This is a genomic window from Arthrobacter sp. UYP4 (assembly GCF_057291175.1).
Genome location: NZ_JBXAVU010000001.1, coordinates 368,325 through 388,662, shown reverse-complemented (window position 1 = coordinate 388,662; position 20,338 = coordinate 368,325). Strand labels below are relative to the sequence as shown.

Annotated in this window: 20 protein-coding genes; 7 read left to right on the top strand and 13 right to left on the bottom strand. The window is 69.7% G+C overall.

The genetic code is table 11. The features are described from left to right. Positions 1-91: 91 nt before the first annotated feature. Positions 92-430 (bottom strand): hypothetical protein, encoded by a 339-nt coding sequence (locus tag AC0Z9V_RS01750; RefSeq protein WP_208739415.1) that lies wholly within the window; start codon positions 428-430, stop codon positions 92-94. A 592-nt stretch (positions 431-1,022) separates the two neighbouring features. Between AC0Z9V_RS01750 and AC0Z9V_RS01745 the strand changes: the two genes are divergently transcribed. After that, positions 1,023-1,382, top strand: coding sequence for a hypothetical protein (locus tag AC0Z9V_RS01745; RefSeq protein ID WP_133081911.1), 360 nt, complete (start codon positions 1,023-1,025; stop codon positions 1,380-1,382). Positions 1,383-1,682: 300 nt separating this feature from the next. Here AC0Z9V_RS01745 and glgA read toward each other — a convergent pair whose 3' ends face one another. Further along, a complete protein-coding gene (gene glgA, locus AC0Z9V_RS01740) occupies positions 1,683-2,876 on the bottom strand; it encodes a glycogen synthase (RefSeq protein ID WP_208739416.1) in 1,194 nt (397 codons plus the stop codon). 130 nt (positions 2,877-3,006) lie between these two features. On the opposite strand from glgA, the gene glgC reads away from it, so the two are divergent. Further along, the gene (gene glgC / locus AC0Z9V_RS01735; protein WP_133081972.1) at positions 3,007-4,266 is read left to right on the top strand and encodes a glucose-1-phosphate adenylyltransferase; all 1,260 of its coding nucleotides are present in this window, start codon (positions 3,007-3,009) and stop codon (positions 4,264-4,266) included. Between the two features lie 54 nt (positions 4,267-4,320). Here the strand turns inward: glgC and AC0Z9V_RS01730 are convergent, their stop codons facing one another. Genes AC0Z9V_RS01730 through AC0Z9V_RS01720 form a run of 3 tightly spaced genes read right to left on the bottom strand, consistent with a single transcriptional unit; the run spans position 4,321 to position 7,715 of the window. Further along, on the bottom strand, positions 4,321-5,172 hold the full coding sequence (locus AC0Z9V_RS01730; RefSeq protein WP_459289481.1) for a transglutaminase family protein: 852 nt from the start codon (positions 5,170-5,172) through the stop codon (positions 4,321-4,323). Beyond that, positions 5,169-6,095 (bottom strand): alpha-E domain-containing protein, encoded by a 927-nt coding sequence (locus AC0Z9V_RS01725; RefSeq protein ID WP_133081908.1) that lies wholly within the window; start codon positions 6,093-6,095, stop codon positions 5,169-5,171. Before AC0Z9V_RS01725 ends, AC0Z9V_RS01730 begins: the two co-directional genes overlap by 4 nt. Before the next feature lie 51 nt (positions 6,096-6,146). Further along, a complete protein-coding gene (locus tag AC0Z9V_RS01720) occupies positions 6,147-7,715 on the bottom strand; it encodes a circularly permuted type 2 ATP-grasp protein (protein WP_485140516.1) in 1,569 nt (522 codons plus the stop codon). Between the two features lie 109 nt (positions 7,716-7,824). Between AC0Z9V_RS01720 and pepN the strand changes: the two genes are divergently transcribed. Continuing rightward, a complete protein-coding gene (gene pepN, locus AC0Z9V_RS01715) occupies positions 7,825-10,431 on the top strand; it encodes an aminopeptidase N (protein WP_485140515.1) in 2,607 nt (868 codons plus the stop codon). Here the strand turns inward: pepN and lplAB are convergent. The 4 genes from lplAB to AC0Z9V_RS01695 all read right to left on the bottom strand — a co-directional run bounded on the left by lplAB (position 10,416) and on the right by AC0Z9V_RS01695 (position 13,727). Continuing rightward, positions 10,416-11,492: a lipoate-protein ligase LplAB gene (gene lplAB / locus AC0Z9V_RS01710; RefSeq protein ID WP_485140514.1), complete on the bottom strand. Its 1,077-nt coding sequence runs from the start codon at positions 11,490-11,492 to the stop codon at positions 10,416-10,418. The genes pepN and lplAB overlap by 16 nt on opposite strands. Before the next feature lie 222 nt (positions 11,493-11,714). Next, positions 11,715-11,972 (bottom strand): type B 50S ribosomal protein L31, encoded by a 258-nt coding sequence (locus tag AC0Z9V_RS01705; RefSeq protein WP_105030659.1) that lies wholly within the window; start codon positions 11,970-11,972, stop codon positions 11,715-11,717. Between the two features lie 101 nt (positions 11,973-12,073). Further along, positions 12,074-12,901: a TrmH family RNA methyltransferase gene (locus AC0Z9V_RS01700; RefSeq protein WP_133081904.1), complete on the bottom strand. Its 828-nt coding sequence runs from the start codon at positions 12,899-12,901 to the stop codon at positions 12,074-12,076. 40 nt (positions 12,902-12,941) lie between these two features. Beyond that, a complete protein-coding gene (locus AC0Z9V_RS01695) occupies positions 12,942-13,727 on the bottom strand; it encodes an ABC transporter ATP-binding protein (protein ID WP_133081903.1) in 786 nt (261 codons plus the stop codon). Between the two features lie 201 nt (positions 13,728-13,928). Here AC0Z9V_RS01695 and serB point away from each other — a divergent pair, with 201 nt between their 5' ends. Beyond that, the gene (gene serB, locus AC0Z9V_RS01690) at positions 13,929-14,813 is read left to right on the top strand and encodes a phosphoserine phosphatase SerB (protein ID WP_133081902.1); all 885 of its coding nucleotides are present in this window, start codon (positions 13,929-13,931) and stop codon (positions 14,811-14,813) included. 1 nt (position 14,814) lies between these two features. Here serB and AC0Z9V_RS01685 read toward each other — a convergent pair whose 3' ends face one another. Together AC0Z9V_RS01685 and fabG are read right to left on the bottom strand one after the other, a co-directional pair. Continuing rightward, positions 14,815-15,564 carry an SDR family oxidoreductase gene (locus tag AC0Z9V_RS01685; protein ID WP_485140513.1) on the bottom strand — a complete coding sequence of 250 codons (750 nt, stop codon included), beginning with the start codon at positions 15,562-15,564 and terminating at the stop codon, positions 14,815-14,817. Positions 15,565-15,645: 81 nt separating this feature from the next. After that, the gene (gene fabG / locus AC0Z9V_RS01680) at positions 15,646-16,383 is read right to left on the bottom strand and encodes a 3-oxoacyl-ACP reductase FabG (protein ID WP_133081900.1); all 738 of its coding nucleotides are present in this window, start codon (positions 16,381-16,383) and stop codon (positions 15,646-15,648) included. Positions 16,384-16,590: 207 nt separating this feature from the next. Here fabG and AC0Z9V_RS01675 point away from each other — a divergent pair, with 207 nt between their 5' ends. The 3 genes from AC0Z9V_RS01675 to AC0Z9V_RS01665 are packed head-to-tail and all read left to right on the top strand — an operon-like array spanning position 16,591 to position 18,136. Then, positions 16,591-17,016: a DUF3099 domain-containing protein gene (locus tag AC0Z9V_RS01675; protein WP_459267864.1), complete on the top strand. Its 426-nt coding sequence runs from the start codon at positions 16,591-16,593 to the stop codon at positions 17,014-17,016. Next, on the top strand, positions 17,009-17,308 hold the full coding sequence (locus AC0Z9V_RS01670) for a hypothetical protein (RefSeq protein WP_459267863.1): 300 nt from the start codon (positions 17,009-17,011) through the stop codon (positions 17,306-17,308). The genes AC0Z9V_RS01675 and AC0Z9V_RS01670 overlap by 8 nt, the downstream gene beginning before the upstream one ends. Then, positions 17,309-18,136, top strand: a complete 828-nt coding sequence (locus AC0Z9V_RS01665; protein WP_208741119.1) for an SURF1 family cytochrome oxidase biogenesis protein — start codon at positions 17,309-17,311, stop codon at positions 18,134-18,136. A 12-nt stretch (positions 18,137-18,148) separates the two neighbouring features. On the opposite strand, the gene AC0Z9V_RS01660 is transcribed toward AC0Z9V_RS01665, so the two are convergent. Further along, positions 18,149-18,550 carry an MmcQ/YjbR family DNA-binding protein gene (locus AC0Z9V_RS01660; RefSeq protein WP_459267861.1) on the bottom strand — a complete coding sequence of 134 codons (402 nt, stop codon included), beginning with the start codon at positions 18,548-18,550 and terminating at the stop codon, positions 18,149-18,151. Between the two features lie 72 nt (positions 18,551-18,622). After that, entirely contained in the window at positions 18,623-20,221 is a 1,599-nt protein-coding gene (locus AC0Z9V_RS01655; RefSeq protein ID WP_133081896.1) for an ABC-F family ATP-binding cassette domain-containing protein, read from the bottom strand. Positions 20,222-20,338 lie beyond the last annotated feature (117 nt).

Here is a 20,338-nt window from a genome sequence, read left to right as displayed (position 1 = left end):
TGAGGCATCGCAGCGGCGTGGGCTGCTCGGACGGGAGCGGTCCACCGTGCATCCAGCGTTCCAGTAGCCGGATGTCGCACCACCGGTCACTTCAGAACTCTCCGTAGGGCCAGTCGAAGTGGGCGCGCGTCTCCTCGAGCGGCAGCTGCAGGGTGCGGGCGATGTCATTCCAACTCGCGCCTTCATTGCGTGCCAGCCGGACGGCCGCTGCCAGCTCCCTCTCGGCTCGCTGCGCCTGTTCCTGACGGTCTTTCAACAGGGACTTCCAGTCCTGGATGAGCCGGCCATGCAACGCCAGGTCGTCGTCGCTCGCTTGCTCGAAACAGTCCCCCAGCAGCCGGTACGAGGTGAAGGCTCTGAGGGCTTCGTCGGGGCTGAGGTTGTCGAAGTCGTCGGTGTTGTTCGGACCTGCATAAGGCGGTCTCCTCATCGGCGTGACTCCTCAAGAAAGCGTCGTGTCGGGAAATCCTTCACTCGGGCACAGCGGGAGTAGGGCCCGAACGGCCACCTGCGCCCCTTCACCTGGCCGGCGAAACCATCGTCGTACCTGGGGACAACTGATCCTGCACGGCAGGATAGACCTCACTGGTCGAGTCCGTAACCCGCGACCCCGCGGCCGGGACGACGAACGGTGCGTGCCAGAAGCAATGGTGCTTCGGCGAGACCACTCGAGCTCGGATGATCGGGAACAGGGTGCGGCTGCTGCGCCGGCCGTTCGCGGCGCCGTGGATCTCGATCCGCGGCGCCATGATTCGCGGCTGATATTCGTCGCCGGCGACACTCCTGGGAAGCACAACGGGTGAGACACGTTGCGCCGCTTCCTCTCGTCCGTCAGCGAACTGGCGTGCAACAGCGTCACCGATCAGTGAAGAATGAGAAAGTACGCCACAGGCCGCGCACCGTGAGTGCTGTTCTCGACGGCGAGGTCGAGAGCCCCTCCGGCGGACACACCGTTTGCCCGCGTATTCGTCCTGGTCTGCGTCCCTGCACAGCGCTGACCCCCGTCAGAACAGGAAGTGTTCATGCCCTTTCGAAGCAAGCAGACCCTCGAATCCTGGGTCGAGGAGTTCCGTACCACCCGCGAGGGTGGCGCCCTGATCACTGTCCTCGTGCAGGAGGGATTCGATGGCGCGGACACCGGCCTGGTCACCGTCCCCCTGCGCGACGACGGCACGGAGATCTATATGCAGCCCGTCGCCCTCGGAGACCCGACCTGGTCGGTCACCATCGGGATGCGGAACGCTGAAACGACGTTGAGCGCAGCCCAACTCCACGGGCTTGCCGCCGAGCTCCTCCTCGCGGCCTCGCTCTGCCAGTTCCTCCAGGAGAAATCCATCCACCACGTCGAAGAACCAGCCGAAGACCGGGACAGCGACCACTAGGGTCTCGGGGTCCTGCGTCGACAGCCCTCCTGATCACCGATGGAGCGCCTGGCCGCTCGTTGCGCGGCAGGCTTCGCCGGGTCGAGATCCGGGCATCAGCCCGGCCTGTCAGTCCCCTCGTCACTCACGGTGTCAGTGCCGTGTTCTACGCTGTGTAGTGGAGTCCTGTCCGGGGTGTCCGTCGTACTCGACCTACCGTGCACCCTGGGCAGGACTTCCGACTGCCCGCGGGTCCTGCCCACACTGCGGCCCGCAGCGCGGCCCGCAGTGCGGCCCCGAGGAGGGACCGCGCTGCGGACATCAGAGGACGCTGCGGTACACCCCGAGCGTCGTCTCGGCGATGGAGCCCCAGTCGAAGTGCCGCTCCGCGCGTTCCCGTCCCGCCGCGCCCATCGCGGACGCCTTCGCCGGGTCACCGACGAGCGCGTTCAGGGCCGCCGCGAAGTCGTCGACGAACCGCTGCGGATCGAGCGGCGTGCCCGTGCCGTCCTGCACCTGCTCGATGGGCACCAGGGTGCCGGTGACGCCGTCGTCGATCACCTCGGGGATGCCGCCCGTGGCGGACGCGACGACGGCGGCGCCGCATGCCATCGCCTCGAGATTGACGATGCCGAGGGGCTCGTAGATGGACGGGCACGCGAAGACGGTGGCGTGGCTGAGGATCTGGACGACCTCGCGGCGCGGCAGCATCTTCTCGATCAGCACCACGGACCCGCGCCGCTCCCGCAGTTCGGTGATGAGCACCTCGGTCTCGGCCGCCAGTTCCGGCGTGTCCGCGGCGCCCAGGCAGAGGACCAGCTGCACGTCGGCCGGCAACTGAGCGGCCGCGCGGAGGAGGTACGGTACACCCTTCTGCCGCGTGTTGCGGCCCACGAAGACCACGCTCGGCCGGTCCGGGTCGATCCCGTGGGCGCGCAGCGCGTCGTCGTCCTCGTCCCGCGCCCACTGGGCGACGTCGATCCCGTTGTGGACCACGTGCACCTTGCCGGGGTCGACGTCGGGATAGCTGCGGAGGATGTCAGCCCGCATTCCGGCGGACACGGCGATGACGGCCGCGGCCGCCTCGTAGGAGGTCTTCTCCACCCAGGACGAGAGGGCATAGCCGCCGCCGAGCTGCTCGGCCTTCCAGGGGCGCAGCGGCTCGAGGCTGTGCGCGCTCAGGACGTGCGGGATGCCGTGCAGCAGGGACGCGAGGTGACCGGCCATATTGGCGTACCAGGTGTGCGAGTGCACGAGGTCGGCGCCTCCGATGGCGTCGAGCATCTGGAGGTCGGTGCCGAGGGTCTGCACGGCGGCGTTCGCTCCGGCGAGCCCCTCCGGGACGCCGTAGGACAGGACGGATGCTCCGTGGTAGTCCTCCGGCCGGGGCGCACCGAAGGCGTGGACCCGGAGGTCGACCTGCGGCGCCAGGACCCTGCTCAGTTCGGCTACGTGCACCCCCGCGCCACCATAGATCTCGGGCGGGAACTCCTTGGTCACAATGTCTACTCGCACTATCTCAACGTAGTGCAGTGCGTCGGAGTCCTCTAGTGTGAAGTGGACCGGAAGGGTTCCGGGATGTGGGACCTACGCCGGATCGGTCCGGATCGGGACGGCAGATCACTCAAGGAAGAGCGGGGGGTCGATAGTGGCACCGAAGAAAGTACTTGCCGTGGTGTTGGCAGGCGGAGAAGGCAAGCGGCTGATGCCATTGACGGCGGACAGGGCCAAGCCCGCCGTGCCGTTCGCGGGGAGCTACCGGCTCATAGACTTCGCGCTGTCCAACCTGGTCAACTCGGGATACCTCCAGATCGTGGTGCTGACGCAGTACAAGTCGCACAGCCTCGACCGGCACATCTCCGAGACCTGGCGGATGTCCACGCAGCTGCAGAACTACATCGCGTCCGTCCCGGCGCAGCAGCGACGCGGCAAGAGCTGGTTCCTCGGCAGCGCCAATGCCATCTACCAGTCCCTGAACCTCATCCACGACGCCCAGCCGGACATCGTCGTCGTGATCGGCGCGGACCACGTGTACCGCATGGACTTCCAGCAGATGGTCGACGCCCATGTGAAGAGCGGCGCTTCCGTGAGCGTCGCGGCCGTGCGGCAGCCGATGAACCTCGTGGACCAGTTCGGCGTCATCGAGGTCGACCAGCACGACCCCGGTCGCATCGCGGCGTTCGTCGAGAAGCCGACGACGACGCCGGGCCTGCCGGACGATCCGAACAGCTTCCTCGCGTCGATGGGCAACTACGTCTTCACCACTGATGCGCTCGTCAAGGCCCTCGAGGACGACGCCGCACGGCTCGACACCAAACACGACATGGGCGGGGACATCATCCCCTACTTCGTGGAGCGCAACGACGCCGCGGTGTACGACTTCACGACGAACGACATCCCGGGCGCCACCGACCGGGACCGCCAGTACTGGCGTGACGTCGGCACCATGGACTCGTACTACGAGGCCAACATGGACCTCATCTCGCCCCTGCCGCTCTTCAACCTCTACAACCTGCAGTGGCCCATCTACACGCGGCAGAGCGTCTCGCCTCCGGCGAAGTTCGTCCGGAGCGCGTCGGGCCGGTCCGGCGAGGCGCACGACTCGATCGTGTCGGCCGGCGTCGTCGTCTCCGGCGGCGCAGTGCAGGGGTCGATCCTGGCGACGGATGTGTTCATCGACGAGGCCGCCGAGGTCACCGGCTGCGTGCTCCTGGACAAGGTCACCGTCGGCGCGGGCGCCGTGGTCCGGCGCGCCATCATCGACAAGAACGTCCGCATCCCGCCGGGCGCCCAGATCGGGGTGGACTTCGAACTGGACCGCAGCCGCGGGTTCGCGGTCACGGATTCAGGGCTGACGATCGTCAGCAAGGGCCAGGTCGTCGCACCGGCCTACCCCACCACCTGACGCACGCGCCGAAAGGCCCCCGGCACGCGCCGGGGGCCTTTCCGTGTCCCGGGGCTAGGCGACCCTCGTGATGGCGACCCTCACGTTCAGGGTGGAGCCCCCGCCGCCGGAGAGGATGCCCTTGAGCGGCGAGACGTCCCGGTAGTCGCGGCCGCGGGCCACGGAGACGTGGAAGTCGCTCACCGGGCCGCTGTTGGTCGGATCCCAGCCGCGCCACTCGCCGTCGTACCACTCGACCCACGCGTGCGACTGACCCGCCACCGTCTCGCCGACGCCGGCGCTGCGTCGCGGGTGGAGGTAGCCGGAGATGTACCGTGCGGGGATGCCGAGGCTGCGCAGGGCGCCGATGGCGACGTGCGCGAGGTCCTGGCAGACGCCCTTCCGCTCGGCCCAGGCATCGCGTGCGTTGGTCTGCACGCCGGTGGCCCCCTGGACGTAGTCCATCTCCGCCCTGAGCCAGTCGAAGACGGCGTGGGCGGCCGCATGCGGGTTCAACCCCTCGGTCACGGCTGCGACCTGTTTCCGCACCTCCTCCCCCGGCTCGCTGAGCGGCGTCTGGCTCAGCCAGTCGGAGAAATCGTCCGTGAGGGACGGCGCCGCGAGGTGCTCCCAGGGCAGGATCTCGTCCTCGCCGGGGACGCGCTCGGACCGGCTGACCTCCACGGTCGAGACGGCCGTGACCTCCAGGTGCTCGTGGGGCACGTGGACGTCGAACGAGGTCACGCGTGTCCCCCAGTAGTCGCGGTAGGTCGCGACGGCGGCACTCGAGGGGTTCACCTTCAGCGTGGACTCGAGGACCACCTGCTGCGGATCGGTCAGCGGCGTCATCCGGGCCTCGTTGTAGGACAGCGAGACCCGGCGCAGGTAGTCGTAGCCGGTGCGGTGTTCGATCAGCAGGCGTGTCATGAGACCTCTCCGACCCAGGACAACTCGTCGGCCTGGGAAAAGTACGTGCGGGAAACGGCATCGGAGGCCCGCGCACAGGCCTTCTGGACGCGTTCCATGTGCTCGGGCAGCTCGGACATCAGGTCCCGCGTCTGGTGGAACTCGAGGAAGGTCCGGGCCTGTCCCACGATCCGGCTGGCGTCGTTGATGAAGCCGACGCGCTGGTAGGCGGGATTCAGCTGGGTCAGGCACTTCTCGGCGTCGCTCAGCGCATAGACGATGGAGCGCGGGAACAACCGGTCCAGGAGCAGGAACTCGGCGGCCTGCTGGTCGCCGAAGGACGCCCGGCGCGTCCGCAGGAACGACTCGTAGGCGCCGGCGCAGCGCAGCATGTTGACCCAGGAGAGGCCGGCCGCGTGGACGTCGTGCGTGGAGAGCATCCGGGCCGTCATGTCCGCCCGCTCCAGGCTGCGCCCGAGGACGAGGAACTGCCAGGACTCGTCGTGGCTCATCGTGGTGTCGGAGAGGCCGCGCACCATCGCGGTACGCTCCACCACCCAGTGGCAGAAGCGGTAGGTGCCCACGACGTCCTTGCGGTGCTGCGTGAGCCCGTACCACGTGGTGTTGAGGCTCTCCCACACGCTGCTGGAGACGGTCTCACGGGCGCGGCGGGCGTTCTCCCGGGCGGCTCCGAGGGCACCGGCGATGGAGGTGGCGCTCGTCCGGTCGTACGCGAGCGCCTGCAGCAGGTCGGAGAGGTCGATGTCGTCCTGCTCCGGGCGGCTGCCCATCACGCCGAGCAGCTGGCGCGAGGTCTCGCGCTGCTGGGGCAGCGGCATCTGGTTGAGCCGTTCGAGATGCACGTCCAGGATGCGCGCGGTGCCGTCCGCCCGTTCGACGTAGCGGCCGATCCAGAAGAGGGATTCAGCGATCCGGCTGAGCATGGGGCCTGCCTTCCAGGGGGGTCGTGTGCGGGATGCGGGGTGCGGGAGCGGTCACTGCTGCTGCTGCTCCGACTGCTTGTCCTGCCAGTTCGTCTCGATCGGCCAGACACTGGTGCGCTCGCGGACGGTCACCGCCGGGCGCTCCCGAGGTCCGTCGTCGCCTGCCGGGCCGCGCACCTCGCCGTCCACCACCCAGGTGTCCTTGGATCCGCCGCCCTGGCTGGAGTTCACGATGAGCGAGCCCTCCTTCATGGCCACGCGCGTCAGCCCGCCGGGCAGCACCCACACCTCCTCGCCGTCGTTGACGGCGAAGGGCCGCAGGTCCACGTGGCGGGGGCTGAACTGCCCGCCGGACATCGTGGGCACGGTGGAGAGCTGGAGGACCGGCTGCGCGATCCAGCCGCGCGGATCCTCGAGGACCTTCGCGCGGAGGACATCGAGCTCGGCCCGGGTGGCGTCGGGTCCGATCACGAGGCCCTTGCCGCCGGAACCGTCCACGGGCTTGACGACGAGTTCGTCCAGCCGGTCGAGCACCTCCTCGCGCGCGTCGGGCTCCTCGAGCCGGTACGTGTCCACGTTGGCGATGATGGGCTCCTCGCCCAGGTAGTACCGGATGAGATCGGGCACATAGGTGTACACGAGCTTGTCGTCGGCGACGCCGTTGCCCACGGCGTTCGCGATCGTGACCATGCTGGCACGTGCTGCGTTGACGATCCCGGGACACCCGAGCACCGAGTCGGCCCGGAACTGCAGGGGGTCGAGGAACTCGTCGTCGATGCGCTTGTAGATGACGTCCACGCGCTGCTCCCCCGCCGTCGTCCGCATGTACACGCGGTTGCCGCGACAGATGAGGTCGCGTCCCTCCACGAGCTCCACGCCCATCAGGCCGGCCAGCAGGGTGTGCTCGAAATAGGCGGAGTTGAAGACTCCGGGGGTCAGGACGACGACGGTGGGGTCCTCGACGCCCGGCGGCGCTGTCTTGCGCAGGGCGGCGAGGAGCCGCCGCGGGTACTCCTCGACCGGACGGATGTGCTGCTGACCGAACGCCTCGGGGAGGCCTTTCGCCATCGCCCGCCTGTTCTCCAGGACGTAGCTGACGCCGCTCGGCACACGCACGTTGTCCTCGAGGACGCGGAAGGTGCCCTGCTGGTCGCGCACGACGTCGATCCCGGAGATGTGGACGCGCACGCCGCCGGCCGGCGCGAACCCGGCGACCTCCCGGTGGAAGTGGGCGCTGGAGGTGATCAGGCGCCGCGGGATCACGCCGTCGGACACCACGGCCATCTTGTCGTAGACGTCGCTCAGGAACGCCTCGAGCGCCCGCACGCGCTGCGCCACGCCGCGTTCGAGCACGTCCCAGTCGCTGCCGGCGATCACGCGCGGCACGATGTCGAGCGGGAAGGGCCTCTCCTCGCCCGCGAAGTCGAACGTGACGCCGCGGTCCAGGAAGGTGCGCGCCATCGAGTCGGCGCGCGCCGTCACGTCGGCGAGGTTCAGCTCGTCGAGCGCCGCGGCGACCTGGCCGTACTCGGTGCGCGGGAACTGCCCGGGATCGAACATCTCGTCGAAGGCGGGCGTCTTGCGGGCGGCGGCTGCGTAGTCAGCAAAGAGCTCGGACATGGGTCAACAGTGCCATGGATCCCGCGCCGGTACACCGCGGCACACGCCGGTACACGCACGGTTAACACGCCCGAAACGAAGCGGAGGGGGTGCATGGTTGAATGGCCGGATGAAGAACGAGAACCTGCGCCGGGACGAGGCAGCTGCCCGTTCGGCACTGCTGCAGACGGAGCGCTACACAGTCGAACTGGACCTCTCGGATGCCAGGGACCCCGCCAGGGGGACGTACCGGAGCACCACCACCGTGTCCTTCACCTGCCGGGAGCCGGGCAGCTCCACCTTCCTCGACTTCATCGGGGAGGTCACCTCCGTGGAACTGAACGGACGCGCCCTGGATCCGGCAGTGGCCGGCGACGGCGCCCGTGTGAGGCTCGACGATCTGGCAGCGCACAATACGGTGACGGTCGAGGGGCTGGCCGCCTACAGCACGAGCGGCGAGGGACTCCACCGGTTCGTGGACCCGGTGGACGGCGAGACCTACCTCTACACGCAGTACGAGCCGGCGGACGCACGCCGCGTCTTCGCGAACTTCGAGCAGCCCGACCTCAAGGCGTCCTTCACGTTCAGCGTCCTGGCACCGGCGGGGTGGACGGTGGCCTCGAACGGCGCACAGGCGAACGCCCTGCCGTCCGACGACGGCACCGGCACCGTGCACTGGACCTTCGAGCCGACGCGGCGGATCTCGACGTACATCACCACGATCCTGGCCGGCCCCTACCACCGGGAGACCGGCTCCTGGACGGGCACACCGGGGACCGCGGGTGAAGGCCTGGAGGTGCCGCTCGCCCTGTACTGCCGCCGGTCGCTGGCGCCCTCGTTCGACGCCCCGGAGATCCTCGACACGACGCGGCGCGGCCTCGACTTCTTCCACGAGCTGTTCGACTACCCGTACCCCTTCGGCAAGTACGACCAGGCCTTCGTACCGGAGTACAACCTCGGGGCCATGGAGAACCCCGGACTCGTGACGTTCACGGAGAACTACGTCTTCCGGTCGGCCGCCACCGAGGCGCAGCGCGAGGCGCGCGCGAACACGATCCTGCACGAGATGGCGCACATGTGGTTCGGCGACCTCGTGACCATGTCCTGGTGGGACGACCTCTGGCTCAAGGAGTCCTTCGCCGACTACATGGGAGCTCTCGGCGTGGCCGAGGCCACGCGGTGGAGCACTTCGTGGGTGAGTTTCGCCAACCGCCGGAAGGCGTGGGCCTACGTCCAGGACCAGCTCCCGACGACGCACCCGATCGTCGCGGACATCCCCGACCTGGAGGCCGCGAAGCAGAACTTCGACGGCATCACGTATGCCAAGGGCGCCTCGGTGCTGAAACAGCTCGTCGCCTTCGTCGGCCGGGACGCCTTCACCGAGGCGGCGCGGCAGTACTTCCGGAAGCACGAGTACGGGAACACGACCCTCACCGACCTCCTCGACGTGCTGGCCGACGCGACGGGACAGGACCTCGGGTCCTGGTCGCGGTCCTGGTTGCAGACCTCCGGCGTGCCGTCCCTCCGGGCGGAGGTCTCCGCCACGAACGGTGTCCTCTCCGGGGTGACGATCGTGCAGGAGGCCCTGGACCCCGTCACGGGCCGGGACGAGCCCCGGCCCCACCGCATCCGGCTCGGCCTGTACTCCTTCGACACGGAGGGACGCCTGGTCCGGACGGGAACCGAGGCGGTGACGGTCGAGGGCGGGCGGACGCCGGTGCCCGCGCTCGCCGGCGCAGCGCAGCCCGATCTCCTGCTGGTCAACGACGACGACCTCACCTACGCGAAGCTCTCCTTCGACGAGCGGTCGCTCGCCACCCTGCTGTCCTCGATCGACCGCCTGCAGGATCCCCTCGCACGCGCCACCTGCCTGACCGCGCTCTGGTCGAGCACCAGGGATGCGCTCCTGCCGGTGGGCTCCTACCTCGACGCCGTCCTGCTCGCCGCACCGGCCGAGACGGGGGTGGGCGTCCTGCAGGTCCTGCTGGCCAATGTGCGCACGGCGGTCGAACGGTTCGCTCCCGCCGACCAGCGGGACGGTCTCCGGGACCGGATGTGCCGCTTCCTGGTGGACGGGCTGCGGAGCGCCGGGGCGGGGTCGGACCTGCAGCTCGCCTGGGGCCGTGCACTCGCCACCGCCGCCCGCACCGTTCCCCGGGCGGCCGACGTGGTGCGCTCCGTCCTCGACGGCGATGAACGGATCCCGGGGTTGCCCCTCGACGCCGAGGTGCGCTGGTTCTTCCTGCAGGGGCTCGCCGCGCAGCAGCGCGTACGGCCGGGCGAGCTGGAGGCCGAGCGCGCGGCCGACCCGACCGCGGCGGGCAGGGTCGGATTCACGCTGGCCTCCGCTGCGATACCGGACGCAGCCATCAAGAAGGCGACGTGGACGGAGGCCGTGCAGGGTGAGCGGCTGTCCAACGAGTTGCTCAGCGCCGCGATCGAGGGCTTCCTGCTCGGCCCGCACGAACTCCTGGCGAGCTACGAGGAGCCCTACTTCGAGGCGCTGCGCCGCGTCTGGTCCGAGCGCGGCATCGAGATGGCGAGCAGGATCGTCCGGGGGCTGTACCCGGGCCGTCAGGATGCCTCGGGTGCGCCGGAGTCCCACCCGATCGTGCGGAGGACGGACGAGTGGCTCACGGCCAACGCGGATGCGCCCGCCGCCCTGCGGCGCATCGTCGTCGAGGAGCGGGACCATCTGCTGCGCGCCCTCCGCGCACAGGTTCAGGGCACGCGGTAGAGCCACTCCCCGGTGCCGAACTTGTGCTCCACCAACTCCTCGGCGCGCCGCAGTTCGTCGTCGGACAGGGTCGTGTCCACCGCACCGTAGCGGCGGCGGAAGGTGGACATCATCACGTCGATGATCTGCTCCCGGGACATGCCGGTCTGGCGTCGCAGCGGGTCCACGCGCTTCTTGGCGCTCTTCGTGCCCTTGTCGGACATCTTCTCCTTGCCGATGCGGAGGACCTCGAGCATCTTGTCGGCATCGATGTCGTAGCTCATGGTCACGTGGTGCAGCATGCCGCCGTTCGCCAGCCGCTTCTGGGCCGCGCCGCCGATCTTCCCGATGTCCGTGGCGATGTCGTTGAGGGGCTGGTACCAGGCCCGGATCCCGAGCTCCTCCAGCGCCTCCATGACCCAGGCGTCGAGGAAGGGATATGAGTCCGCGAAGCTCATGCCGTCCACGAGGGACTGCGGGACGTAGAGCGAGTACGTGATGGCGTTCCCGTGCTCCATGAACATGGCGCCGCCGCCGCTGATCCTGCGGACCACGGTCACACCGTGCCGGGCGGCGCCCTCCGGGTCCACCTCGTTGCGCATGGACTGGAAGCTCCCGATCACGACCGACGGCGACTGCCATTCCCAGAACCGCAGGACCGGGTTGCGGGCACCCGCACCGACGTCACGGGTCAGCACCTCGTCCATGGCGACGTGCATCGCGGTGGACAGCGGTGTGGGCGGGATGATCTCCCACTGGTGGTCCGCGAAGCCCGTGGCCCGGCCCAGTGCACGGCGCACCGCGGTGGCGACGGCCTCCGCCGAGAAGCCGAACAGGACGGCGGTGGGATCGAGCCGTGTGGTGATGGCGGCGGCGAGTTCTCCCGGCGCGGTGTTGGCGGGCAGGCCCTCGAGGGCCGCATTGATGTCCAGGAGGGCTTCGTCCGGTTCGAGGAAGAAGTCGCCGTTGACCGATACGTGGGCGAGGCGTCCGTCGCGCACATCGAGGTCCACGGCCGTGAGCTTGCCGCCGGGCGTCTTGTACTCGCCGTGCAGGCGGTCGGTGTCCGGAGCGTGAGCCATGGCAGTGCCTTCCGGTAGGGCCCGGTGCCGGGCTCCGTGCTGATGGGATGCGGTGATGGGTCCGACACCGGAGTGTGGTGGCGGAGTGTGGTGGCGGAGTGTGGTGGCGGAGTGTGGTGGCGGGTCCGGCGTTAAGCGGGAAGAGCCACGCCGGACCGGCGTGGCTCTTCCTGGCGGACGGTGGGCACGGGGCCGTCTGTCCGGTGCTCGCGGGGAGCTGGGCTACTTCTTGCCGCCGAAGCCCTTGAAGCGTGCGTTGAAGCGCTCGACGCGGCCGGCGGAGTCCATGATGCGCTGCTTGCCGGTGTAGAACGGGTGCGACTCCGAGGAGATCTCGACCTCGATGAGGGGGTAGGTGTTGCCGTCTTCCCACTCGATGGTCTTGGGCGAGCCGACCGTCGACTTGGTCAGGAACGCCTTGTCGGAGGCCAGGTCGCGGAACACGACCGACTGGTACTTGGGGTGGATATCAGACTTCACGGGACTACCTTCTCTGGTTGCCTGGATTTTGCCAGGCACGGGAAATTGAAAGGTTGGCGACAGTGCCAGCTGTCTATACTAGCGCAGGTGGGGCGTCGACGCTAAAGCGCGGGCCGCGCGCCGTCGTCATACCGGCACTCCCAGAAGGCGACGGCGGCTGCCGCGGCGACATTGAGGGAGTCCACCCCGCCGTGCATGGGGATGGTCAGCGCGACGTCGGCCTCGGCGAGGGCGCCGGAGCTCAGGCCCTCCCCCTCGGTGCCCAGCATGAGGGCGAGTCGCTCCTGCTCCCGGGCCGGGAAGTCGCCGAGCTCCCGTGCGCCGGGCACCAGGGCCAGGGCGGCGACGGTGAAGCCCGCCCTGCGGACGGTGGCGAGGTCGTCCGGCCAGGTGCGGAGCCGCACCCAGGGCACCTGGAAGACGCTGCCCATGCTGACGCGCACGGACCGCCGGTACAGCGGGTCGGCGCTGCGGGGGCTCAGCAGCACGGCATCGATGCCGAGGGCCGCCGCGGAGCGGAAGACGGCCCCGAGGTTCGTGTGGTCCACCATGTCCTCGATCACGGCGACGCGCCGCGCTGAGGCGAGGACGTCGGCGAGCGGGAGGGGCGCCGGGCGGTGCACAGCGGCCAGGGCGCCGCGGTGGAGGTGGAACCCGGTGATGGCCTCGAGCGTCGCCTCGGGCGCCACGAACGCCGGGACGGACGGGAAGCGCGCGAGGACGTCGGCGAGGTCCGGCAGCCATTTCGGGGCCAGGAGGAAGGACCGCGGGGCATGGCCGGCGTCGATGGCGCGGCGCAGCACCTTCGAGCTCTCGGCGATGTAGAGGCCCTCGGCCGGCTCCTTCGCGAGGCGGAGCTGGACATCCGTGAGGTTCCGGTAGTCCGAGAGTCGGGGGTCGTCGACGGTCTCGAGCTGGACGAGCGCCATCAGGTGCGCGTACCGGACGCGGGGCCGGCTGCCGGCGGGGTCACGCCCGGGCGACCGCGCTGTAGCGGCCGTTCTCCTCGGTGACCTTGAGAGCGACGTCAAACGCTTCGCTGAGGTTCTCCTCGGTCAGGACGCCTGCGACGGGCCCGGCGGCGACGATGCTGCCGTCGCGGAGGAGCAGCGCGTGCGTGAAGCCGGGGGGCACCTCCTCGAGGTGGTGCGTGACGAGCACCATGGCCGGCGCTTCCTCGTCCCGGGCGAGCTCGGTGAGGCGCTGCACCAGGTCCTCGCGGCCCGCGAGGTCGAGACCGGCGGCCGGTTCGTCGAGGAGCAGCAGTTCGGGGTCCGCCATGAGGGCCCGCGCGATCTGGACACGCTTGCGCTCGCCCTCGCTCAGGGAGCCGAACGGGCGATTCATGAAACGGGACATGCCCCAGGTGTCGAGCAGGCGGAACGCGCGTCGCTCGTCGAGGCGCTCGTACTGCTCGCGCCACCGGCCGGTGACGCCGTAGGAGGCCGTGACGACGACGTTCAGGACCGTCTCGTGCTCCGGGACCTGAGTCGCCAGGGCCGCGGAGGCGAGCCCGATGCGCGGGCGGAGCTCGAAGACGTCCACCGCGCCCATCACCTCGTCGAGGATGCCGACCACGCCGCGGGTGGGGTGCAGGCGTGCGCCGGCGAGCTGCAGCAGGGTGGTCTTGCCCGCTCCGTTGGGGCCCATGACCACCCAGCGCTCCCCCTCGCCGACCTGCCAGTCGATGTCATCGAGAAGGGTCTTGCCGCCCCTGACGAGGCTCACTCCCGCCAGTTCCAGAACGTTCCTCATGGTCCTAGACACTAGGCTAAGGACCGGCCCCGTGGCGAAACCGAAGAGCCTCCGGCACGGGGCGCCCGCCCGGCGGGTCCCCGGCTCCGCTCCCGTGGCGCACGGACCGCCCACGGGGACGGCGCCTTCACCGTGAGACCTCACGGCCTCGGGACAAGTATTCGACGACGCCGCGGCAGCGGCACGGACAGGAGCGGACACATGCCGGACAACGCCAGGGTGGTCGCCTACGCAGCGACGCTCGAGGACGGCCACCGCCGTGACCTGACGGGAATCCTTGAAGCCCTCGGCGTCGACGTGACGGAGGCGTCCTCCGCGGGAACGTCGTCGTACGACGTCCTGACGCTGGAGGTCGTGCTCCCGGCCGCAGCGGCACCGGTGCGCGCCGCCCTCGCCGCGTGGACCTCGACGACCGGCATCGGCACCGCGTATGTCCCGGCCGCGGTGTACGGGCCGGGACCGAAGCTGCTGATCATGGACGTCGACTCCACGCTCATCAAGCAGGAGGTCATCGAACTGCTCGCGGCGCACGCCGGCCGCGAGGCGGAGGTGGCTGCCGTGACGGAGGCCGCGATGCGGGGCGAACTCGACTTCGCCCAGTCACTCCATCACCGCGTGCGCGCGCTGGAGGGACTGCCGGCGAGGGTCATCGAGGAAGTGGTGGCCCGCATCGAACTGAGCGACGGCGCCGAGCGGCTCGTGGAGGCGTATCTCGCGGCCGGTCACCGCGTCGGTGTCGTGTCGGGAGGTTTCTCGCAGGTCCTCGCGCCCCTGGCCGACCGCCTCCGGCTGTCCTTCGCGAAGGCGAACGACCTCGAGATCGTGGGTGGCGTCCTGACCGGGCGCGTCGCCGGTGCGGTGGTCGACCGCCGGGAGAAGGAGCGCACCCTCCGTGCCGAGGCGGAGCACGCCGGGATCCCGCTCGCCGCCACCGTGGCGGTGGGCGACGGCGCGAACGACCTCGACATGCTGGCGGCGGCGGGCCTGGGTGTCGCGTTCAACGCGAAGCCGGCCGTCCGCGCGGTGGCGGACGCCGCCCTGGACCTGCCGGACCTGGACGTCGTCCGCCACCTGGCAGGCGTGTAGGTCAGCTCTTCGCGAGGAAGTCCTCGGCGCCGCCCACGTATTCCGTGTGGCCGCTCGGCACGTCGGCCGTCGCCATCCGGACGATCTCGGTGGCGAACTCGGCCACCGAGTACAGGCGCCCGGCCTCCTGCCGGCGTGCCTCGATGGCACCCGGGGTGGCCCGGTCGAGCAGGGTCGCGGTGACCGTGCCCTCGATCATGTCGCCGGACACGACCACCAGGGAGATGCCCTTCTCGTCGAGCTGCGGGATCAGGGCGCGCAGCGCATCCTCGCCCGCCCGCTTGCTGCGGGCCACCGGTTCGTAGGCGTCCATGGTGGCGACTTTCTCGATGAAGTGCGCCTGGTGGCTCGTGATGAAGACCACGCGCGACCCCTCCGGCATGACCTCGACGGCCGCCGTCAGCATGCCGACCTGCGCGTCGCGGTTGAGCTTGAGCGCGTAGTCCTCCCCCATGTTCGTCTCCATGCCGCCGGAGGCGTTGAGCACCAGCAGATCGAGTCCCCCGAAGGTGGAGACGGCGGCGTCGACCAGCGCGGCCGGTCCCTCCGGCGTGGTCAGGTCCGCTCCCACGGCGACGGCCCTGCCGCCGGCCGCCTCGATCGCCGCGACGACCTTGGTGGCGCGCGGCGCCTTCTGGCGATAGTTGACGACGACGGCCGCGCTCTGCGCGGCGAGCTGCTGCGCGACGTCGGCGCCGATGCCGCGGGAGGATCCGGTGACGATTGCTGTGGTGCCCTCGAGGGTGGCCATGGTGCTCCTTCTACTGGAATTCTGGGTGCTGCCGGGATGCCGCTGGGATCATGCTGGGGTGCCGCAGGTGTCGTGCGCGGGTCAGTGACCCATGCCGAGGCCGCCGTCCACCGGGATGACCGCACCGGAGATGTAGCCTGCGGAGTCGCCGGCCAGCCAGGACACGACGCCGGCGACCTCGTCCGGGGATGCGAAGCGCCCGGCGGGGATGGTGGCCAGGTAGCTCTTCCGGGTCTCCTCGGGCAGTTCCGCGGTCATGTCGGTGTCGATGAAGCCGGGAGCGACGACGTTCGCCGTGATCCCCCGCGAGCCCAGCTCGCGGGTCAGGGAGCGCGCGATGCCCACGAGTCCCGCCTTCGACGCCGAGTAGTTGATCTGGCCGGGGGCGCCGTAGAGGCCCGTGACGCTCGAGATGAGGATGACGCGGCCGCGCCGCAGGCGGATCATGCCGCGCGAGGCGCGCCGGACCACCCGGAACGCACCGGTGAGGTTCGTGTCGATGACGTCGGTGAAGTCGCTCTCGCTCATCCGGAGCAGGAGGGTGTCCCGGGTGATGCCGGCGTTCGCCACGAGGACCTCCACCGGCCCGTGCTCCGCCTCGACACGGGTGAAGGCGGCGTCGATCTGCTCCTCGCTCGTGACATCGGCCCGGACGCCCAGCATCCCGTCGGGGATCTCACCACTTCGGTAGGTGATGGCAACCTTATCGCCGTTGGCTACGAATACCTTGGCGATGGCGAGGCCGATACCCCGGTTTCCTCCGGTTATGAGGACGCTGCGACCGGTTGTCGTCGTCGTGCTGTCTGCACCAGATGCCAAGGGGAAACTCCTCTGTCTGCGGGACCGGAAGGGACCCGCGTTGTTCTGTATCGGGGATCGCGCTGCGATCCGGCGGGGCGTCCCAGCCCCTCCGGGCCCGTTCCGCGGCTCTTCCGTCAAACTATCCCGACGATCCTAGCGGCGCATCCCTCAACTTCGGGAACGGGAGCCCGAGTGAGACAATGGAGGGAGTCTTTTTGGAGTGTGATGAGTAAACAAACGAAGCACGACACAGACGTCCACAGCATCTCCGACGCTCGTGAATCACACAGCGAGGAAATGCGTACACGAATGATCAGGTACACGGTCTCGATGAGCATCCGCCTCGTCTGCTTCGTCCTGATCTTCGTCGTCCCCTACGTGTGGCTGCAGTGGGTGATGATCGCCGGAGCGGTCTTCCTGCCCTACTTCGCCGTGATCGTGGCGAACGGCGGCAGCGACACCAGCAACATCCGGCACAGCGACGCACTGATCGACCGCGCTCCGGTGCGGGAGCTCGAGGCGAAGGTGGTCGACAGCGATCCGGACGACGGCGATGACATCCTGAGCGGCGAGATCCTCGACGACACCGCCCACCCCGCGGCGCACGGGTCCTCTGCCGCCGGCAACAGCAGGCCCGGTGGCGATGCCTGATCTCCCCTCCGGCCTTCGGCCCGCGGTCGGCACCTCGACCGCGGGCCTCGGGCTGTTCTCACCCCCTACGGCCGCAGCGGGCGACGGGCCGGTCTGCTCGCGCAAGGGCTGCCGGAACGGGGCCGAGTGGCAGCTGCTCTGGAACAACCCGCGTATCCATACCCCCGAACGCCGGAAGGCCTGGGCATCGTGCCCGGACCACGTCGCGTGGTTCGAGGAGTACCTCCGGGACCGCGGTCTTTGGAGGCAGACGCTTCCCCTCACCGCCGATCGACCGTTGGAGACCCGCTAGGTGTACCGCTTCCTCTTCTCCGCCCGATGGCTCGGCTGGCTCGCCATGGTCGTGGTGCTGGCCGCCGGCTGCGTGGCCCTGGGTCGCTGGCAACTCGACCGCCGCGAGGCCGTCGTGGAGGACATCCAGCGCATCGTGGCGAACTACGACGCCGCCCCGGAACGCTACGTGCCCGGGGAGAACGGCTTCGACGACTACGACCCCTCCCGTGAGTGGTCTCCGGTGACGTTCGTGGGGACCTACGACGTCGCGAACCAGGTGGTGGTCCGCAACCGCCCGATGAACGGGCAGCCGGGGTACGAGGTGCTGACCCCGCTCAGGCTCGACGACGGCACGGCCGTGATCATCGACCGGGGCTGGCTGCCCATCGGCAATGCCGAGGCCGGGCGCCCCGACGAGGTCCCCGAGCCCCCGGCCGGGCAGGTGGAGGTCACCGCCAGGACCAAGCCGGGAGAGCCTGCCGTCAACCGCGGCGCCCCCGAGGGCCAGGTCGCGTCGATCGATCTCCCCGCGCTCGCCGACCGGCTCGACTACCCGGTGCAGGACGCCGCCTACGGGCTCCTGGCGCTCGAGCGCCCGGCAGCGTCGCAGACACCGCTCGCAGCGCCCAAGCCCTCGATCGACGAGGGGCCGCACCTGTCCTACTCCCTGCAGTGGTTCGCCTTCGGGGTCCTGGCCTTCGTCGGCCTCGGCTACGCGGCGCGCCAGCAACGCCGGAGCGACGCGGAGCAGGACGGCACCCTCCCCGAGCAGCCGGTCCGCCGGCGTCGACGTCCGTCGTCGGAGGAGGAAGAGGACGCGATCCTCGACGCGCAGGGCATCCGCTAGGTCCTGCGCGCATCAGGACCCTTCCGGTGCCCCAGGGGCCCAGCCGAGTGCGGCCCGCGCGGCGGCGGGCAGCGAGGCGACGACGAGGTCGTAGGAGTCCTCGATCATGTCCCGCACCGTCCCGGCGGGGAGGTCGCCGTCGAGGCGCACGCCGTTCCAGTGCTTCTTGTCGAGGTGCCAGGCGCCGGTGATCTCGGGGTGCGCTGCACGAAGCTGGACGGCCAGCGCCGGGTCGCACTTGAGGGAGATGGACGACGGCGCGCGGTCGACGGGGACCAGCGCGAAGATCTTCCCCGGACGCGGGGGCGCGGTCGGCACGCGCACCCGGAACACCGCCACCTCCGGGCCGAACGGATAGTCCTCGTAGGCGCCGGGGAAGGACAGGCACGAGCTCCGGAGCCGGTCGAGATCCACGCCACCACCCTAGCGGCTGCGCTCCGGTGATACCCGTGCAGGCTCCGCCGGCCCCGGTGGTGCCGGCGGAGGCTAGGCGAGGGTGACGAGCTCCAGGTAGTCCTGGTTCCAGAGGTCCTCGACGCCGTCCGGCAGCAGGACCACGCGCTCGGGGTCGAGCGCGTCGACGGCTCCCTCGTCGTGGCTCACCATCACCACGGCGCCGCTGTAGTTCTTCAGGGCACCGAGGATCTCGGCGCGGCTCGCCGGGTCCAGGTTGTTGGTGGGCTCGTCGAGCAGCAGGACGTTCGCCGAGGACGCGACGATGGTCGCCAGGGCCAGGCGGGTCTTCTCGCCACCGGACAGCACACCGGCGGGCTTGTCGACGTCGTCGCCCGAGAACAGGAAGGACCCCAGGATCCCGCGCACCTCGGCGTCCTGCATGTCCGGTGCGGAGGACTTCATGTTCTCCAGCACCGTGCGCTGCGTGTCCAGCGTCTCGTGTTCCTGGGCGTAGTAGCCCACCTTGAGGCCGTGGCCCGCGATGACCTGCCCGGTATCGGGCTTGTCCACGCCGGCGAGCATGCGCAGCAGCGTGGTCTTCCCGGCTCCGTTGAGGCCGAGGATCACCACCTTCGACCCGCGGTCGATCGCGAGGTCGACGTCGGTGAAGATCTCCAGCGATCCGTAGGACTTGCTGAGGCCCTCGGCCGTCATGGGCGTCTTGCCGCACGGAGACGGTTCCGGGAAGCGGAGGGCCGCCACGCGGTCGGAGGCGCGCACGGCATCGAGGCCGCCGAGCAGGCGTTCGGCGCGCTTGGCCATGTTCTGGGCGGCGACGGCCTTCGAGGCCTTCGCCCGCATCTTGTTGGCCTGGTCCATGAGAACCTGGGCCTTCTTCTCGGCATTGGCGCGCTCACGCTTGCGGGCGCGCTCGTCCGTCTCGCGCTGGAGCTGGTACCGCTTCCAGCCCATGTTGTAGACGTCGATGGTCGCGCGGTTGGCGTCCAGCTGGAAGACCTTGTTCACGGTCGCCTCGAGGAGTTCGACGTCGTGGCTGATCACGATCAGGCCGCCCTGGTGGTTCTTGAGGAAGTCACGCAGCCAGGCGATGGAGTCGGCGTCGAGGTGGTTGGTGGGCTCGTCGAGGAGCATCGTCTCCGCGCCCGAGAAGAGGATGCGGGCCAGCTCCACACGCCGGCGCTGACCGCCGGAGAGGGTCTTCAGCGGCTGGTTGAGGATGCGCTCGGGCAGGGCCAGGTTCGAGGAGATGGACGCCGCCTCCGCCTCGGCCGCGTAGCCTCCGCCGGCGAGGAAGGCGGCCTCGATGCGGTCGTAGCGGGCCATCGCCTTGTTCCGCACGGAGGTCTTCTCGCTCGCCATGTCCTCGTGGGCCTGGCGCAGTTCCCCGACCACGGCGTCGAGGTTCCGGGCCGAGAGGATCCGGTCCCGGGCCAGCTGCTCCATGTTCGGCGTGCGGGGGTCCTGCGGGAGGTAGCCGATCTCGCCCGAGCGGGTCACCGTGCCGCCGGCAGGGAGCGACTCCCCTGCCAGGACCTTCGTGAGTGTCGTCTTGCCGGCGCCGTTGCGTCCGACGAGGCCGATCTTGTCGCCCTTGTCCACGCGGAAGGACACCTCGTCCATGAGCAGGCGGGCGCCGGCCCGCAGCTCCAGGTTCGATACGTTGATCACGATGAGGCCTTTCCATGGTGCCGAGGACGGCGATTTCTTGTAGGAATCCCACAAGGGATCCCGGAATGACCGGCGCTAGTGTCGGTACAGAAGCAGTAACGGCTGGAGGAAGTCGAC

Bases quoted from the DNA above. Each gene is read 5' to 3' on its own strand.
- AC0Z9V_RS01750 (WP_208739415.1), bottom strand. From the start codon at position 430: ATGAGGAGACCGCCTTATGCAGGTCCGAACAACACCGACGACTTCGAC.
- AC0Z9V_RS01745 (WP_133081911.1), top strand. From the start codon at position 1,023: ATGCCCTTTCGAAGCAAGCAGACCCTCGAATCCTGGGTCGAGGAGTTC.
- AC0Z9V_RS01730 (WP_459289481.1), bottom strand. From the start codon at position 5,172: ATGACACGCCTGCTGATCGAACACCGCACCGGCTACGACTACCTGCGC.
- AC0Z9V_RS01725 (WP_133081908.1), bottom strand. From the start codon at position 6,095: ATGCTCAGCCGGATCGCTGAATCCCTCTTCTGGATCGGCCGCTACGTC.
- AC0Z9V_RS01720 (WP_485140516.1), bottom strand. From the start codon at position 7,715: ATGTCCGAGCTCTTTGCTGACTACGCAGCCGCCGCCCGCAAGACGCCC.
- pepN (WP_485140515.1), top strand. From the start codon at position 7,825: ATGAAGAACGAGAACCTGCGCCGGGACGAGGCAGCTGCCCGTTCGGCA.
- lplAB (WP_485140514.1), bottom strand. From the start codon at position 11,492: ATGGCTCACGCTCCGGACACCGACCGCCTGCACGGCGAGTACAAGACG.
- AC0Z9V_RS01700 (WP_133081904.1), bottom strand. From the start codon at position 12,901: ATGGCGCTCGTCCAGCTCGAGACCGTCGACGACCCCCGACTCTCGGAC.
- AC0Z9V_RS01695 (WP_133081903.1), bottom strand. From the start codon at position 13,727: ATGAGGAACGTTCTGGAACTGGCGGGAGTGAGCCTCGTCAGGGGCGGC.
- serB (WP_133081902.1), top strand. From the start codon at position 13,929: ATGCCGGACAACGCCAGGGTGGTCGCCTACGCAGCGACGCTCGAGGAC.
- AC0Z9V_RS01685 (WP_485140513.1), bottom strand. From the start codon at position 15,564: ATGGCCACCCTCGAGGGCACCACAGCAATCGTCACCGGATCCTCCCGC.
- AC0Z9V_RS01675 (WP_459267864.1), top strand. From the start codon at position 16,591: ATGAGTAAACAAACGAAGCACGACACAGACGTCCACAGCATCTCCGAC.
- AC0Z9V_RS01670 (WP_459267863.1), top strand. From the start codon at position 17,009: ATGCCTGATCTCCCCTCCGGCCTTCGGCCCGCGGTCGGCACCTCGACC.